General features: G+C 59.5%; 19 protein-coding genes. 15 read left to right on the top strand and 4 right to left on the bottom strand.

Annotation, left to right across the window (positions count from 1 at the left end):
• Positions 1–792, top strand: a 792-nt coding sequence (locus EDD52_RS03855; protein ID WP_165907449.1) for a transposase, incomplete at its 5' end; no start/stop codon positions are given.
• A 253-nt stretch (positions 793–1045) separates the two neighbouring features.
• Positions 1046–1819, top strand: a complete 774-nt coding sequence (locus EDD52_RS03850) for an IS110 family RNA-guided transposase (protein WP_243651820.1) — start codon at positions 1046–1048, stop codon at positions 1817–1819.
• Between the two features lie 19 nt (positions 1820–1838).
• Here the strand turns inward: EDD52_RS03850 and EDD52_RS03845 are convergent, their stop codons facing one another.
• Positions 1839–3053 carry an IS256 family transposase gene (locus tag EDD52_RS03845; protein ID WP_132241951.1) on the bottom strand — a complete coding sequence of 405 codons (1215 nt, stop codon included), beginning with the start codon at positions 3051–3053 and terminating at the stop codon, positions 1839–1841.
• Positions 3054–3060: 7 nt separating this feature from the next.
• On the opposite strand from EDD52_RS03845, the gene EDD52_RS03840 reads away from it, so the two are divergent.
• Positions 3061–3423 carry a transposase gene (locus EDD52_RS03840; protein WP_207905965.1) on the top strand — a complete coding sequence of 121 codons (363 nt, stop codon included), beginning with the start codon at positions 3061–3063 and terminating at the stop codon, positions 3421–3423.
• A gap of 367 nt (positions 3424–3790) precedes the next feature.
• Here the strand turns inward: EDD52_RS03840 and EDD52_RS03835 are convergent, their stop codons facing one another.
• Positions 3791–4096, bottom strand: a complete 306-nt coding sequence (locus EDD52_RS03835) for a hypothetical protein (RefSeq protein WP_132241949.1) — start codon at positions 4094–4096, stop codon at positions 3791–3793.
• Between the two features lie 249 nt (positions 4097–4345).
• Here EDD52_RS03835 and EDD52_RS03830 point away from each other — a divergent pair, with 249 nt between their 5' ends.
• The 5 genes from EDD52_RS03830 to EDD52_RS23590 all read left to right on the top strand — a co-directional run bounded on the left by EDD52_RS03830 (position 4346) and on the right by EDD52_RS23590 (position 8199).
• A complete protein-coding gene (locus tag EDD52_RS03830; protein WP_132241947.1) occupies positions 4346–4624 on the top strand; it encodes an HlyU family transcriptional regulator in 279 nt (92 codons plus the stop codon).
• Positions 4625–4637: 13 nt separating this feature from the next.
• Positions 4638–5057 (top strand): secondary thiamine-phosphate synthase enzyme YjbQ, encoded by a 420-nt coding sequence (locus tag EDD52_RS03825; RefSeq protein WP_132241945.1) that lies wholly within the window; start codon positions 4638–4640, stop codon positions 5055–5057.
• A gap of 139 nt (positions 5058–5196) precedes the next feature.
• Positions 5197–5850: a protein-L-isoaspartate O-methyltransferase family protein gene (locus tag EDD52_RS03820; RefSeq protein WP_132241943.1), complete on the top strand. Its 654-nt coding sequence runs from the start codon at positions 5197–5199 to the stop codon at positions 5848–5850.
• A gap of 59 nt (positions 5851–5909) precedes the next feature.
• The gene (locus tag EDD52_RS03815) at positions 5910–7322 is read left to right on the top strand and encodes a TolC family outer membrane protein (RefSeq protein WP_132241941.1); all 1413 of its coding nucleotides are present in this window, start codon (positions 5910–5912) and stop codon (positions 7320–7322) included.
• A gap of 70 nt (positions 7323–7392) precedes the next feature.
• The gene (locus tag EDD52_RS23590) at positions 7393–8199 is read left to right on the top strand and encodes a hypothetical protein (protein WP_165907426.1); all 807 of its coding nucleotides are present in this window, start codon (positions 7393–7395) and stop codon (positions 8197–8199) included.
• Positions 8200–8304: 105 nt separating this feature from the next.
• Here the strand turns inward: EDD52_RS23590 and EDD52_RS03805 are convergent, their stop codons facing one another.
• On the bottom strand, positions 8305–8625 hold the full coding sequence (locus tag EDD52_RS03805) for a DUF6280 family protein (RefSeq protein WP_132241939.1): 321 nt from the start codon (positions 8623–8625) through the stop codon (positions 8305–8307).
• A gap of 216 nt (positions 8626–8841) precedes the next feature.
• Between EDD52_RS03805 and efp the strand changes: the two genes are divergently transcribed.
• A complete protein-coding gene (efp, locus tag EDD52_RS03800) occupies positions 8842–9405 on the top strand; it encodes an elongation factor P (RefSeq protein ID WP_132241937.1) in 564 nt (187 codons plus the stop codon).
• A 124-nt stretch (positions 9406–9529) separates the two neighbouring features.
• On the opposite strand, the gene EDD52_RS03795 is transcribed toward efp, so the two are convergent.
• Positions 9530–10006 carry a hypothetical protein gene (locus EDD52_RS03795; RefSeq protein WP_132241935.1) on the bottom strand — a complete coding sequence of 159 codons (477 nt, stop codon included), beginning with the start codon at positions 10004–10006 and terminating at the stop codon, positions 9530–9532.
• A gap of 707 nt (positions 10007–10713) precedes the next feature.
• Here EDD52_RS03795 and EDD52_RS03790 point away from each other — a divergent pair.
• The 6 genes from EDD52_RS03790 to EDD52_RS03765 all read left to right on the top strand — a co-directional run bounded on the left by EDD52_RS03790 (position 10714) and on the right by EDD52_RS03765 (position 16208).
• A complete protein-coding gene (locus EDD52_RS03790; protein ID WP_132241933.1) occupies positions 10714–11454 on the top strand; it encodes an ATP-binding cassette domain-containing protein in 741 nt (246 codons plus the stop codon).
• Entirely contained in the window at positions 11451–12494 is a 1044-nt protein-coding gene (locus EDD52_RS03785) for an ABC transporter permease (RefSeq protein WP_132241931.1), read from the top strand. The genes EDD52_RS03790 and EDD52_RS03785 overlap by 4 nt, the downstream gene beginning before the upstream one ends.
• 47 nt (positions 12495–12541) lie before the next feature.
• A complete protein-coding gene (locus EDD52_RS03780; RefSeq protein ID WP_132241929.1) occupies positions 12542–13534 on the top strand; it encodes a sugar-binding protein in 993 nt (330 codons plus the stop codon).
• Between the two features lie 74 nt (positions 13535–13608).
• Entirely contained in the window at positions 13609–14406 is a 798-nt protein-coding gene (locus EDD52_RS03775) for an SDR family NAD(P)-dependent oxidoreductase (RefSeq protein WP_132241927.1), read from the top strand.
• A complete protein-coding gene (locus tag EDD52_RS03770; RefSeq protein ID WP_132241925.1) occupies positions 14403–15245 on the top strand; it encodes an amidohydrolase family protein in 843 nt (280 codons plus the stop codon). Before EDD52_RS03775 ends, EDD52_RS03770 begins: the two co-directional genes overlap by 4 nt.
• Positions 15246–16208: an aldo/keto reductase gene (locus tag EDD52_RS03765; RefSeq protein WP_132241923.1), complete on the top strand. Its 963-nt coding sequence runs from the start codon at positions 15246–15248 to the stop codon at positions 16206–16208. It begins immediately after the preceding gene.
• Positions 16209–16214: the final 6 nt, after the last annotated feature.

The following is a 16214-nucleotide window of genomic DNA, read 5'->3' as shown; positions in this document are numbered from 1 at the left end:
CCCAAGTTCACCTCACATTCCGATCCGGCCAGCCAATGGACTGCCGCGCGAAAAGGGCCTGCTTTCTTCAGCTATTCCGACAATTATCTGATCGACACGGATCACGGTGTTATTTTGGACGTCGAAGGCACCCGTTCAATCCGGCAAGCCGAGGTTGGGTCGACGCAGACCATGCTGACACGGGTGAAAGACAAGTTCGGCCTGGTCCCTGACTGGATGATCGCCGATACCGCCTATGGTTCAGGCCCGATGCTCGGCTGGCTCGTAGATCGCGACATCGACCCCTACATCCCGGTAATCGATAAGGCCGCACGCCCCGACGGCACTTGGACACGCACAGATTTCGAATGGGACGCTGAGAATGATCAATACATCTGCCCCGAGGGTCACGCGCTCAAACAGTTTCGCAGGAATTATTCCGATCCGAACCGGGGCCCGACGGGCAAAGGCACAGCCCGCTATCGCGCCTTGAAAGACGTCTGCCAGGTCTGCCCGTCCAAGCAAAAATGCTGCCCCAACGCTGATGCGCGCAAGATCACCCGCGAGGAGCACGAAGATGCGCGTCAGGTCGCCAGGGATCTGGCCAAAACCGAAGAGTACCAGATTGCGATGAAGCTCAGAAAGAAGGTTGAGATGCTCTTTGCCCACCTCAAACGCATTCTCGGGTTGGGACGACTGCGATTACGTGGGCCGTGCGGCGCAAATGACGAATTCCTACTCGCCGCCACCGCCCAAAACCTCCGCAAACTGGCCAAGATCCTTCCTGCACCGCAGCAAACGCGCAAAGCCTGATCAGAAAGGCGCTCGCGGTCAGTTCAGCGCACTACTTTCTGCGACCGCAACACGTTGTTTTTCCACAGAATGGGCTCTCCTTCCTCCTTCGCTGCGCGGTTCAGGAGTGGCAGCTTCGGGAAGCACAACCGTTCGCTGCGCAATGCTCTAACTGGCAGGACGCGGACAAAGCATGGGTAATCGGGCTGACCAGATAGCGGGGTCAGGTTCTTGATAGAGTTGCAGTGTGTTTCTGCAATTTGAGGAGAACGAAATGGATTACTATGTGGGTTTGGATGTGTCGCTGCGGTCGGTTGCAGTTTGCGTCATTGATGTGGATGGCAAGCATGTCTTCGAGCGTACGGTCGAATGCGAGATTGATGACATTGTCCGAAGCCTTAAGAAATTTCCAATCTCAAAGCTGCGCGTTGGTTTTGAATCCGGAGCGATGAGCCAGCATCTCTACTATGGCCTCCGGGCCGCTGGGTTTGAGGTTGTCTGCATGGAAGCGCGTCAGGTCAATGCGGCGTTGTCGGCGATGCGAAACAAGACCGATAGGACGGATGCGCGGGGCATTGCGCAGGTGCTGCGGTCCGGCTGGTTCAGCGAGGTTTTTATCAAGAGCCGGGAAGCCCACGCAGTGCGTGCCCTGCTCAGCAGCCGCAAGGCGATCCAGAAGAAATGCATTGATCTGGCCAATGAGGTTCGCGGGCTGTTCAGGGTCTTTGGCTTGCGGCTACCATCGCGTGTCGATCAAGGGTCGTTTGATGAACGTGTTAGGCCTTTGGTGGAGGCAGATCCGGATCTGTCACATGCTTTGCTTCCACTGCTTGATGCGCGGGTCGTGCTCTACAAGACGTACCGTGAACTGGATCGCCGCGTGAAACAGGCGGCAAGTCGGGATGAGATCTGTCTGCGGTTCATGGCAATTCCGGGAGTTGGCCCTATCGCAGCACTGACCTTCCGTGCAGCTGTCGATGATCCGGCCCGGTTTACCAGTTCCCGCACCGTAGCGGGGAGTATCCGAAACTCTGTGTATGAGACTTAGCCCATGCGGTTTCGACGGGTCATTTGTTGAACCGTTCGGGGTATAGGATAGCGAACTGGTTTCGCGCAGCAACCCATTCCCTGACGGCCCTGCCGGTCTTTTCGAAGCTGCGGATGGCGAGGTAGATCAGCTTTGTCGCGGCATCATCTGTCGGAAAGCTACCGCGCGTTTTGGTTGCTTTGCGGATGACTCGATTCAGGCTCTCAATCGCATTTGTCGTGTAGATGATTTTCCGCACGGCTGGCGGGAAGGCAAAGAACGGGATGACCTCTTGCCACGCCCTTCGCCAGCTTGGGGCAATTGAGGGATATTTTTGACCCCATTCTGCTTCGAAATCCGCGAGCGCTTTCTCGGCCTCGTTGTCGTCGGTGGCTTGATAAATCCGCTTCAGATCTTTGGCGACCATCTTGCGGTCTTTCCAGCCGCAGAAGTTCAGGGAGTGGCGCACGAGATGCACGATGCAGGTCTGGACGGTTGTGTCCGGAAAGGCCGCGTTGATGGCGTCAGGGAAGCCCTTGAGGCCGTCCACAACGGCGATCAGGATGTCTTCGACGCCCCGATTGCGCAGGTTGTTCATCACCGAGAGCCAGAATTTTGCCCCTTCATTTGCCGCGATCCACAGGCCAAGAACCTCGCGTTCGCCCTCGGCGTTGACGCCCAGGGCCACGTAGACTGCCTTGTTCTTCACTTGACGGCTTTCCGCGTCGCGGATTTTGACGCGCAAGGCATCGAGGAAAACAATGGGGTACATCGGCTCCAGGGCGCGGTTTTGCCAGTCCGACACTTCTTCCAGGACGGCATCTGTGACGCGGCTGACCAGATCGGCGGACACCTTCAGGCCATAAACCTCCTCAAGGTGGGCGCGGATATCACGGGTTGATAATCCGGCGGCATACAGACCGATGATTTTGTCATCCATGCCGTCGATCCGGGTCTGGCCCTTCTTGACCAGCTCAGGCTCAAAACTGCCGTCCCGGTCGCGGGGGACATCAATCGGCAACGCCCCATCATTGCCCTTTAGCGTTTTGCGCGTCGTGCCATTGCGGCGGTTGTTCTGTTGGTTCGAGGGTTCCGCATCCGGTTCATAGCCCAGATGCTCGGTCAGTTCCGCACCCAGCATCCGCTCCATCAACTTGACCTTCAGTTCCTTCATCAGGCCCTGATCGCCCAGCAAATCGTCAGCGTTCTCAACGCCAAAAAGCAGCTCGTCTAAAACTTCCTTGGAAATCGTCATTATCGTCATGCTCCTTCAGTTTGGAAGCATGGGCCAATTTACTCATACACAGAAGATCGGACACTCTCCCGTAGCGGCGCACTTCGGGTTGACGCCGCGACGATACCAATCCGGCGAAATTGATAATCCCGGCCGTATATCAAAAGCAGGCGACCGCGATGTGCGCGCAGCGCTCTATGCCGCGGCCAATGCGATGATGATGCGCTCCGTCGCAAGCTCTGAAATCAAAAGCTGGGGCTTGCGTCTGATGCGCCGCAAGGGCCGCCGTCGTGCCGTAGTCGCTGTCGCCAGAAAACTGGCCGTTATCATGCACCGCATTTGGGCAGACAACACCGAGTTCCGTCATGGGAAAATGGAGGGCACTGTATGACCTGACAAACCCACCAAAAGCCAATGACGGGATCGTCCCTCACCGGACGAGGTCTGTGGATGACGCCGAAAAAGCTCACTGCGCAACTTGAAGCGCGAGACAAAGCGGGGCGCTCCACGTCCAATCCGACACATGCATGCAGCGGTCCAACCGAACCGGACCATCAATGACTGCGAAGAGAAGTGTGACCCGGATGAGAGACAACGATCCCTATCTGACGGAAATGAAACGATGAAATGAACTTGACCCAAACGCCCGATTAGAGAAGCGAGCTTTCGCTGCAGTTGCACTAATGGCTACTCCGGCTCAATGCGAAGGAAATTGCTGGCCTTCGCTGCGTGAAGTACATCTCGGTGTCTCTGTCAGACTACCGCTCATACAGGCTGCATTCTCTAGGAGAGATTTCGCGCCTGAAAAAAGCTGCGCCTGGCAGGCAGTCAACGTAAAGCCCTTCGATCTCACTCACTTCGAATGTCAGCAAATGGTCATCGTCGACGATGAGCTTGCAATCAACTCTGACCGGATCAAGCTCAACTTTTGAATCAGAAAGCACCAAAATAGCACAGTTTGCCTCAGCAAGCTCTACTGACCGAGAATAGTCTTCCCTGAAGTCGGTTAGCGTATGGACCCCGTAGCCAAGAAAAAGGCCCACGCAGAAAAGAACTATCCTCATTTCTTTCCCTTAGCTGTTTCAAGTGCATATTGGCATCGACGTGAGCAAGTCTCAATCATTGCCGACATTGGCGCATAGCGCAGCATCAGTCACTAAGGGCTCTCTGCGGACCAACACAATTTGCGGGCATCACGTTTTTTCTCCGGGAACTGGAGGTTGGCCCAGGACAAGGTCGTCTTTGCCAAGACCGGTTCAGTATGGCGGCGCGATGGGTTACACTTGGCAGGATCAACGTTGTCAGGAATGGACATGTCACTGTTTTCAAAACTTTTCGGTGGCGGGGGCGGCGGTAAGTCGGCTGCGCCGCAACCCGTCGAATACAACGGTTTCCACATCATCCCCGAACCGATGGGGGCCGATGGCGGGTTTCGCCTCGCCGCACGGATCGAACGTGAGGTGAACGGGGAAACCAGGTCTCATCACCTGATCCGTGCAGATGTCATCCGCGACAAGGCCGAGGCCGAAAAGGCCGCGATCGAAAAGGCCAAGCAGATGATCGACCAGCAGGGTGAGCGGATTTTTGACTGACCTGGGTCAAACCATGCAGACCGGTTTTACCATCAGGACCCGGGGGCAAGGGCTGTATGAGTTCACCCGCGACGTTGCCGGCTGGGTCGCGCAGCAGGGGGTATCTTCGGGGCTGCTCACGCTGTTCATCCGGCATACCTCTGCCAGCCTGCTCATTCAGGAAAACGCCGATCCGGAGGTGCAGGTCGACCTGCGCAACTTCTTTTCCCGGCTGGTCCCGCCCTCGACCGACCCGGCGATGTCCTATCTGACCCACACCTATGAGGGGCCGGACGACATGCCTGCCCATATCAAGGCCGCGCTCTTGCCGGTCTCTGTTCAAATTCCGGTGAGTGGCGGACGGCTGGCGCTCGGCACATGGCAAGGCATCTACCTGTTCGAACATCGCGATTCTGCGCATGAACGCTCAGTTGTGGCGCATTTGGCGGGCTGAGCGCGCATATCGGGGCATATCTGCCCCTGCCGTGGCACAGGCCGGCAACAGGCTGCGTTTTTCGGGCGCGCGGACATTGCCGAGCCGGGTCTTCTGTGTCAAAACAAAAGACGACAATCTGAACGAACGAGTTTAGTACATGCCCGATTACGCGACCCGCCGGACACTGATGGTGGATACACAGATCCGCCCATCGGATGTCACCAAGTTTCCGATCATTGACGCGATGCTTTCGGTGCCGCGAGAGGCTTTCGTGCCGCGTGACAAACGCGAAGCGGCCTATATGGGCGAGAATATCGAACTTGGCGGCGGCCGCGTCCTGCTGGAGCCGCGCACATTTGCCAAAATGCTGGATGCGCTGGAAATCTCGGGCGACGAGCTTGTGCTCGACGTGGGGGCGGCGCTTGGCTACTCCTCCGCCGTGATCGCCCGCATGGCAGAGGCCGTCGTGGCGGTCGAGGATGACGAGACCCGCGCTGAAGAGGCGCAGGGCCTGCTCACAGAACATCATGCCGACAGCGTGATCCTGCATGTCGGCCCCCTGGCCGAAGGCGCGCCAGAGCATGGCCCCTATGACGTGATCATCGTCGAAGGCGGTGTCGAAGAACTGCCCAAGGCGCTTGACGATCAACTGAAAGAGGGTGGCCGCATCGCGGTGCTGTTTCAGGAAAACGCGTTGGGAACGGTTCGTATCGGTCACAAACACAAGGGGCGCATCAACTGGCGCTTCGGATTCAACGCCGGCGCCCCGGTGCTGCCGGGGTTCGGCAAACAGGATGCTTTCGCGCTCTGACGGGCGGGGCGCAGGCACAACCATCGACCCGGGAAAACGGGCATAGCGACGAGGCAAGCATGGTAGGTACAGCGTTCAAGGCGAAGCTGGCAGCGGGCCTCACGGCCCTCGCGCTGACAGTTCCCGGGGCTACATGGGCAGACACATTGGCGGATGCGCTGGTGGGGGCCTACAACACTTCAGGACTTCTGGAACAGAACCGGGCATTGCTGCGGGCAGCGGATGAAGATGTCGCCGTGGCCCAATCGGCCCTGCGTCCGGTGGTTGACTGGACCGCGCGGCTGAACCGCACGTTTGGGCGCAGCGCGTCCACCAGCACGGCATTCCGGACCGTCGGCACCGCCAATACCCAGGCCTCTTATGAACTCTCGGTTCAGCTGACGCTGTTCGATTTCGGCCGCACCAAGCTTGCCATCGATTCCGCCAAGGAATCCGTGCTGTCAGCCCGCGAAGGTCTGATCAGTCTGGAACAGGACGTGTTTCTGCGTGCGGTCGAGGCGTTCATGGGCGTGCGCAGCGCCACCGAAAACGTGGCCTTGCGCGAAAGCAACGTGCGCCTGATTACACAGGAATTGCGCGCGGCGCGGGACCGGTTTGAGGTGGGCGAAGTGACCCGTACCGACGTGGCCCTTGCCGAGGCAGAGCTTGCCGGCGCGCGCTCCGCTCTGGCCTCCGCCCAGGGCGAGCTGGATCAGGCGAAAGAGGAATACCGCGCCGCGGTCGGCCGGGCGCCGGGCCAGCTTGTGCCGCCGCGCGCCATTCCGGACATCCCCTCCAGCCTTGATCGCGCCAAGGCTCTGGCCGTGCGCAACCATCCTGACATGAAACAGGCGCAGCGCGAGGTCACCGTGGCAGAGCTGAACATCCTGCGGGCCAAGGCGGATTTCAATCCGTCGGTCACAGCCGATGGCAGCTATGGCTTTACCGAGAACTTCAGATCCGAAGCAAGCTCTCAGGGCGGCAATATCGGCATCACCGCGACGAAGCGTCTTTATCAGGGCGGGCGGCGTTCCGCGCTGCTGCGTCAGGCGCAGGCCAACCGCGATGCCGCACGCGCCAATCTGCATGTTGTGCAGGTCGGGCTGGAACAGGCCGCAGGCAATGCCTGGTCCTTCCTGCAATCGACCCGTGCGGCCCGCGATGCCAGCCAGCGCCAGATCCGCGCAGCAACCGTCGCCTTTGACGGCGTGCGCGAAGAGGCGAAGCTGGGCGCGCGTACCACGCTTGATGTGCTCAACGCCGAACAGGATCTGCTGGACGCCCGCGCCGCGTTGATCGACGCGACGGCCAATGAATATGTCGCCGCCTATACGCTGCTTTACACGGCGGGGCTGCTGACCGCGGACCATCTGAAGCTGGGCGTGCAGCAATACGACCCTTCTGCCTATTACAACCTCGTCAAGGACGCGCCACATGTCAGCAGACAGGGCGAAAAGCTTGATCGCGTGCTGAAGGCATTGGGCAAGAACTAGGCCCCTTGCCACCGGTTGTGAGAATCCTCGTCGCCCGGTACAGTTTCCGGGAGGCGAGAGTGGTAAAAAGATGTCTGATCCAGTGACGAATGTCGAAATAGAGGACGTGCTGTCCTCCATCCGCAGGCTTGTATCCGACGAGGAGCGCGTCACGGCGCGAAAGCCGGGCAAACCGCCTGCGGATCTGCTGATCCTGACGCCAGAGCAGCGTGTGCCGGGCACTTCCAGCAAAGGCGCCGCGAAGGCTGCGCCGGGGGCACAAAAGCGCGCTGATCAGAAAACCGACCCTGTTGGCAAGGCGCCGGCCTCTGCGGGCATAAAGGCCGATCCCCCGATTGGGCAGGCATCAGCGGCGCTCTTGCTGGACAGGTCTGCGAAAAGGCCACACCGGAACGATCCTGCCTCGGCAGATGCCAGTGATTCGAACGACACCCCGGCCCGTGGCGACGATCTCTATACGCTCCATGCCAACCGGGCGGGCGCGGACAAGCCTGCTGATGCGTCGTCCGATGGCAGTCTGGAAAGCAAGATCGCCGAGTTGGAGGCGATGTTCGCCAAGGGCGCGCCCCGTTGGGAAACCGAAGAGGACGAGGATGGCAGCACCGCCCCCTTCGCGCCCCCGTCGCCCCGCCCGCAAAACGCTAGTGAAGCTTCGCAGGCATCTGCCGATGGCGCGCCCGCGACCAAGCCGGCGGGCACCGATCTGGTCGATCCGTCAGCCCAGCCGCTTCTGGACGAGGCCGCCCTGCGAGAGATGGTGTCAGAGATTGTCCGACAGGAACTTCAGGGCGTTCTGGGCGAGCGGATCACACGCAACGTGCGCAAACTTGTGCGCCGCGAGATCAACCGTGCCCTGCTCAGCCAGGATTTCGACTGACCGGTCAAGGCCTTCCGCCTGATCAATATCCTTGGCATTCAGACATGAAAAAAGCGCGCCCGATGAACGGGACGCGCTTTTTTTGGGCCGGTTGCCCGGGTGTCGTCAGGCCGCCTCAGCTTGCTGCGCGGCATGACGGCGTTCGCTTTCCTCGCGCGACAGCGCGACGGAGGTGCGGACACCTTTGGACACGAACTCCATCAGGCCGGACACAACCCGTTCGTTCGGGTCGATACCGGCACAGCTGAGAACTTCGCGCCCATCGCGCGAACGTGCCCAACGGGCGATCTGCTCGGGGCCGTTGCCGTACTTCTTGTCGTCGGCAATTGCGTCGTCCAGTGCGGCCAACACAACAGCGGCGAACAATTTTCGGGCACGGTTGCCCTGTTCGCTGTTGAAAGCCGTGCCATCAACGAAATCGGTCATGATTCGTCCTTTTATTCTTGCTCTTTTCTTTTCGGCGTGCCGTGCGTTATGGCTGATTCCGAACGATTCGGATATAGCTAAAAAGCATGGCTGCCATGTTCTGTGCGCATGGCTTTCTGCGGGTGCAGCACGAGATTTGGTTGCCTTGCCAGCACGCCGTCCACGAGATATAGGTGCCGCGCTAATATGATCAAGCGATTGCCAAGGTTTTGACCCATGCCCAAGATCAACGGAAACGAGATACGCCCCGGCAATGTGCTGGAACATGACGGGGGTCTGTGGGCCGCCGTCAAGGTGGACCATGTCAAGCCCGGCAAGGGCGGGGCATTTGCCCAGGTGGAGCTGCGCAACCTGCGCAACGGCTCCAAGCTGAACGAGCGGTTCCGCTCTGCCGACAAGGTGGAACGCGTGCGGCTTGAACAAAAGGACATGCAATTCCTTTACGAAAATGACGGGATGCTGGTCTTCATGGATACCCAGACCTACGATCAGGTCGAGCTGCCCGCAGAAATTCTGGGCGAACGTCGCCCGTTCCTTCAGGATGGCATGACGATCGTTGTCGAATTCCACGAAGAAGAGGCGCTGAACGCGACCCTGCCGCAGAAAGTCACCTGCCAGATCGCCGAGACAGAGCCGGTCGTGAAGGGCCAGACAGCCGCCAACAGCTTCAAGCCCGCAATTCTGGACAATGGCGTCAAGGTCATGGTCCCGCCCTTCGTGGGCCAGGAAGAGATGATCGTGGTCAATACCGAGACCATGGAATATTCCGAACGCGCCTGACCCCTGCGCCAGATCCCACACCAAACCCCGCCCCTGAACCGGGCGGGGTTTTGCGTTGCTGACGCTGCCAAAGCATGCCCGCCCCAGCTACCCGTCCAAAACGGGCACCGTCCGGTTTGAGCCCTTACCTACCGATTTTCCCATCAGAAAGGCCGACCTTATCAACAACATTCCAAACGACACTCTCGAAAAACCAAGCGTCTGGTAGGCGCGGCAACCAAAGGCGGTCTTCGGCACCATAGATCATAAGGGATGTCTTCGTGCCCTTCATCTTAGTAATGCCGTCCAACCCAATTCCGTAGGATTTTCCGTTTGGTTCAACGGCTAGAATTCGTTCTGTCGTAATGATATAAGTAATCGGTCGAAAAATCCGGTGAAGTATTGGTACTAAAAGGAAAAACCACACAGGAACAAACAAAGTAATAAATATCACGTCAGACAAACTTGGAAAAATTCGAGCATCCACAGCCATGACAATCTGTTCGTGTTTGTTAAGTGAAACTGGAGGGTGCTGTTGATTAAGGTGCCGCATCATTTTCCTATAGACGTTGGCGGCTTGGGGGCCAACGTCGTTAACTAACCATACTATACTATGATCCATCCATCGGCTCGTGCCTCTAGACAAGTATGATGCCAATTGGCTGAACGGTAAGTTTGTCCGCCTTCCGACCCAGTAGCGCAGCATCGCAGCATCGTGGCGTCTTCATCGCATGTTGTCGGACACCAATTTTGGGCGAATGGTCGGTCCGGGGGGCTTATGTACAAAAGAGCAGTACAAAAAGCACAAAAGGCCCCAAACGTCAGAGCGTGCTCAGGCTTGGTCTTCCCGCACATCGCCAGAAAATGCCTGTCCGTGACCTTGGGGTAAACAGGTTGAGCGGCGCTTTGTAACCTTAGGGAAAGACAAGCGCGGGAAGTTCTTGGCAACGAACACGTCTTTGGCGTAACGTCACCTTCGGGGCTGCCCGATATTGTGGGAAAGCCCTGACGCAGAGCCGGGTCAGATGTGCCTGCCCCGTGCAGGCGCCGGCCCGGTGACCGCGGCATTGGGGGAGGTGATCTGCAAGGCTCACTGGTTTGTTCGTAAGGGCAAAGGCGCTCCTTTTGCGGGATACGCATGCGCGCCTGATGTGCTGACGAGACCGCCGCCATCCGGATTGGGAGGACCGGATGGCCGATCTGACACGGGATATTCCTGCGTGAATTTTGACGGCTGCCGTGGCGGATGCCCGGATTGATGGGAGCGTCCGAGATGTTCGGAAACCTCGCCGGTTCCCGCGCCGCGGACCAACAGGTTGGGGAGGAACGATGAGCCTTTTGGAGCTCGACAATATCACCAAGAGCTTTGGCGCCATCCATGCGCTGAGCAAGGTCAGCCTGACGATCCAGCCGGGCGAGGCTGTCGGCCTGATGGGCGATAACGGTGCAGGCAAATCCACGCTGATGAAGATCATCGCGGGGAATTTCATGCCATCTTCGGGTGAGATCCGCATTGAAAACAAGCCTGTCGCCTTCCACAAACCGATAGACGCGCGAAATGCCGGGATCGAGATCGTCTACCAGGATCTGGCGCTTTGCGACAACCTGACTGCCGGGGCGAATGTGTTCCTGGGGCGGGAGTTGAAGCGCAAATTCGGGCCGATCAGCATGCTGGACTACCCGGCGATGTACAAACGGGCGGGCGAACTCTTTGCCGAGCTGAAGTCGGAGACCCGGCCGCGCGATCTGGTGCGCCAGATGTCGGGTGGCCAGCGACAGGCCGTTGCCATCGCACGCACGCGGCTGTCGGACCCCAAGCTTGTGCTGATGGACGAGCCGACCGCCGCCATCTCTGTCCGGCAGGTGGCAGAGGTTCTGGCCCTGATCAAGCGATTGAAAGAGACCGGCCACGCGGTCGTTCTGGTGTCGCACCGGATGCCCGATGTGTTCGATGTCTGCGACCGGGTGGCTGTGCTGCGGCGCGGGACCAAAGTCGCGGACAAACCCATCAAGGAAACCAGCCCGGAAGAAGTGACCGGACTCATTATCGGGGCGATCGAAGCAGCATGACGGATACGACACCAAAACCGAACAACGCGGCCCAGGCCGGAACGGACCACGCGGCTATCGACGAAGACATCACCCTGCGCCAGGAAGTGTCCGGTTTTGGCGCAATATTGCGGACGCAGCCTTTCTGGGTGTTCGTTGCAATCCTGTTTATCGGCCTTGTCATGAGCTTCGTGTCCGACGCGTTCATGACAGAGCGCAACATGTTCAACATCACGCGAAACATGGCGTTTTTCGGCATCATGGCATTGGGCATGTCGGCCGTCATCTGCACGGCCGGGATTGACCTTTCGGTAGGCTCGCTTTTGGGCCTGTGCGCGATCACGCTGGGCCTGACCATGCAGGCGGGGTTCGGCATAGGCGCCGGTTTTGTCGTGTGCATGCTGACGGCCGCGGTGGTCGGGCTTATCAACGGGATATTGATTGCCTACCTCAAGATGGCGCCCTTCGTGGTCACGCTGGGCATGCTCGCCATGGCACGATCCATCGCGATGGTGATTTCCAACAACAAGATGATCTACGAATTCGGCCCGGACATGGACCTTTTCGAATGGATCGGCGGTGAAAGCGTCCTTGGCATCCCGAATGTCGTCTGGGTGCTGGCGATCCTGACGGGGGTGTTCTGGTGGGTCTGGAAATTCTCGACCTGGGGGCGCTGGGTCGTAGCGATCGGGGGGAACGCGCAGGCCGCAAAGCTGGCGGGCATTCCGGTCGAGCGCATGATCGTCTCGGTCTATGTCGTCTGTTCGCTTTGCACCGGGCTCGCGGCCTTCATGTTCATTGGCTACACCGGCTCTGCCACCAACGGGATGGGTGCGACCTACGAGCTCAACGTGATCGCCGCGACGGTAATTGGTGGGGCCAACCTGATGGGGGGGGTGGTCTATGCGTTCGGCGCATCCATCGGCGCGGCGCTTGTCGAACTGATCAGAAATTCCTTGTTGCTGGCCGGTATCCCGGCGCTCTGGCAGCAATTCTTTGTCGGGCTGTTCCTGATTCTTGCAGTGCTTCTGGAACAGATCCGCAATCGAGGGGGCAAGTAAGACCCTCATTTCCAAACTCTTCGAAAAATCCAAAGGGAGGAAAGACCATGAAACGACTCTTAGGAGCCACGATCCTGACCGGTTTGCTGTCGCCATTCGCGGCAATGGCGGACGGCCACAGCATGACATTCGCACTGGTGCCCAAGGCGATGAACAACCCGTTCTTCGATCTTGCACGCGACGGTTGCTACAAGGCGCAGGAAGAGGTTGACGGGCTGACCTGCGAATATATCGGACCGGGCGAGCATACGGAGCTGGAGCAGATCCAGATCGTACAGGACCTGATCACCAAAGGGGTCGACGGGATCGCTGTGGCGCCTTCGAACGCGCCGGCAATGGCCAAGGCGCTGAAGGGTGCGGCAGATGCAGGTATCCCGGTCATCACCTGGGATTCCGACCTGTTGCCGGAAGACAAGGACCTGCGGACCATGTTCGTGGGGACCAACAACGGCGATATCGGCGTGAACCTTGCAAAGCTGGCCATGGCGCGCCACCCAGATGGGGGCACGGTCTGCCTGCAAACGGGCGGCGCTGCGGCAGCCAACCATAACGAGCGTCTGAAAGGTGCCCGCGATACGCTGGCAGGCATGGATATGGGGACGCCTCCCGGAAAGGCGCTGTCGGGCGAGGGCGGCTGGACCGAAATCTCGGCCTGTCCGCTTATCACCAATGATGACGGCAATGTCGCGGTGCAGGGCATGTCGGACATTCTGGCAGCCAACCCGGATCTCACGCTGTTCCTGTCGACCGGCGCCTTTACCATGTGGTTCGACAACGCCTATCGTCAGGCGGCGGAGCCTTACAAGGAGCGTATGGATGCCGGAGAGTTGACCATCGTTGTCGCGGACACGCTGGACATGCAGCTGGAGCAGACGAAGGATGGTCTTGCCAACGGTCTGGTTGGTCAGCGGCCGTTCGAGATGGGCTACAAGGCGATGTATATCCTCAAGGACATCGTGGACGGAAAAACGGTTGAAGACCCGCAATATACCGGTTTGGATGTCTGCGATAACAGCAATATCGACACCTGCGTGAACTGACGCCTGTCGCAATCAAACCACTCCGGCGGTACGGGATCCCCGCGCCGCCGGTTCTATTGAGATGAGAGTATAACATGACACATCCCGCATTGAGCGCAGGCGCCGTCGCCGTTGTGACAGGCGCGGCATCCGGCATCGGGTTGGCGACGGTCAAGGCATTGTCGAATGCAGGCCTGTCGGTCGTCCTCGTGGATATCGACGGGACCCGGCTGGATGACATTCTGGCCTCACTTCCCGGTGACGGGATTGCCTGTCCTGCGGATGTCGCCAATCCAGAAGAGATCGAAGCACTGGCCCGGACCGTGCGGGACCGTTTCGGGCGGGTCGACTTTCTGATGAACAATGCCGCCACGCGGGTTGCCGGAGGCGCGCGCGAGGATCTGGACGAATGGCGGCGCACGATGGACGTCAACTTCTGGGCAGCGGTCTATGCGGAACGTGCCTTTTTGCCGGGCATGATCGCGGCGGGAAGGCCTGCCATGATCGTCAATACCGGCTCCAAGCAGGGCATCACCAACCCGCCGGGCAACACGATTTACAACGTGTCGAAATCGGCGTTGAAGACCTATACCGAACAGCTCCAGCACCGTTTGCGCAATACCGAAGGCTGCGAGGTTTCTGCGCATCTTCTGGTGCCGGGGTTCACCATCACCGGGCCGCACAAACCCAACCCCGGTGGCTGGCAGCCCGAAGAGGTGGTGGCCCACATGCTTCCCCGGCTGGAGAAAGGTGACTTCTACATCATCTGCCCGGATAACGAGGTCACCTCTGAAATGGATGCGCGCCGGATCCGCTGGGCCGCCGGGGACATCGCGGAAAATCGTCCGCCCCTGTCGCGCTGGCACCCCGACTGGGCGGACAAGTTCAAGTGATCATCGACGCCCACCACCACTTCTGGAACCCTGCGCGCGGCGATTACGGGTGGTTGCCGCCGGACGATCCGGTTCTCAGCCGCCAATACGGGCCTGCCGACCTTGCCGCATCGCTTGCAGAGACGGGCGTCGCGCAAACCGTGCTGGTGCAGGCAGCACCCAGCGTGGCAGAGACGGAATACCTTTTGGGCATCGCCGATGCCACACCGCATGTTGCCAAGGTGGTTGGCTGGGTGGATTTCGAAGATAGCAGCCAAAGCGGCGTGCTCGAAAGACTGGCCGCCCATCCGAAATTCGCAGGCGTCCGGCCCCTGATTCAGGACATTCCCGATGACGACTGGATGCTGCGCGACGATATCCAATGGGCGTATCGCGCCATTATCGAGCTTGACCTCAGTCTGGATTGTCTGGGATTTCCGCGCCATCTGGAGAATTTTCACAAGGTGCTGACGCGCTACCCGGACATGCGCGCCGTCATCGACCATTGCATGAAGCCGCAAATCGGCGCGCAGTCACAATCCGATTTCGAGGCATGGAAGACGGGCATGACCCGGCTGGCGCGCGACACGTCAGCCGCCTGCAAGCTGTCGGGTCTGGTCACCGAGGCAGGCGCGGACCTGTCGGATGACGCGCTGGCACCCTGCACCGACCACGTGTTGGAGGTTTTCGGCGCGGACCGGGTGATGTGGGGGTCGGACTGGCCGGTGGCACGACTGCGATGCGAATACGGTGAATGGTATGCGCAAGCCCGTCGCCTGACATGCAATCTCGACCCGTCGGCCCGCGCGCAGGTTTTCGGCGGCACAGCGGCCAAATTCTACAGGATAAGGAACACATAGGTGGATAAACGCAGGATCAGCAATACGGGGCTTGGTGTCACGAATATCTGCTTTGGCACTTCGGGGCTGGGGAACATGCCCGACACCTACGGTTATGAGGTGGACGAGGGCCGCGCCCGCGCAACGTTGCAGGCGGTGTTCGACGGACCGGTCAATTTCCTTGATACGTCGAACAATTACGGGTTCGGGCGCAGCGAGGCACGCATTGGCGATGCCATCCGCGAGCGGGGCGGGTTGCCGGACGGGTTCGTGCTGTCCACGAAGATCGACCGCGATATGGAAACCGGACGGCTGGACGCGGACCGCGTGCGCCAGTCGCTTGAGGAAAGTCTGGAGCGTCTTGGCCTTGACCGCGTGCAAATGCTGCATCTGCATGATCCCGAACATGCGCGCGATCTGGGGGAAATCACGGCGACGGGTGGTACCGTTGAGGCATTGTTTCGCTTGAAGGAAGAGGGCCTCGCCGATGCGGTCGGGCTGGCGATGGGGCGGATCGACGTGATGTTCCCGCTACTGCGGGCGAACCCGTTCGACGCGATCATCAGCCACAATCGCTATTCCCTGCTGAACCGCGCCGCCGACGAGATTTTCACCCATGCAAATGGCCGTGGCATCGCGGTTTTGAACGCAGCGCCCTATGCCGGCGGGGTTCTTGCCAAAGGCAGCGCCGTCATGCCGCGCGTGACCTACCAGCCTGCCGGAGAGGCCGAATTGGCGCCCGTCCGCGCGCTGGAAGCAGTCTGTGCGCAAAACGGTATCGCCCCGGGGCCGGTGGCGTTGCAATTCTCGCTGCGCGATCCGCGTATCACATCAACCATCGTCGGCGTCTCTACGCCGGAGCGTGTCAGCCAGACGCTTGATTGGGCGCTGAGGGACATCCCCGCAGAGGTTTGGGAGCAACTGGACGATCTGGGCTATTCAACCGAAGATCCCGAGGCGAACCGCGATTACAGGCCCGGCTGACCCAAG

The organism is Primorskyibacter sedentarius, assembly GCF_004342065.1.
GTDB lineage: Bacteria > Pseudomonadota > Alphaproteobacteria > Rhodobacterales > Rhodobacteraceae > Primorskyibacter > Primorskyibacter sedentarius.
Note: the sequence above shows the minus strand (reverse complement) of the source record. Positions and strands in the feature narration are given on the sequence as shown.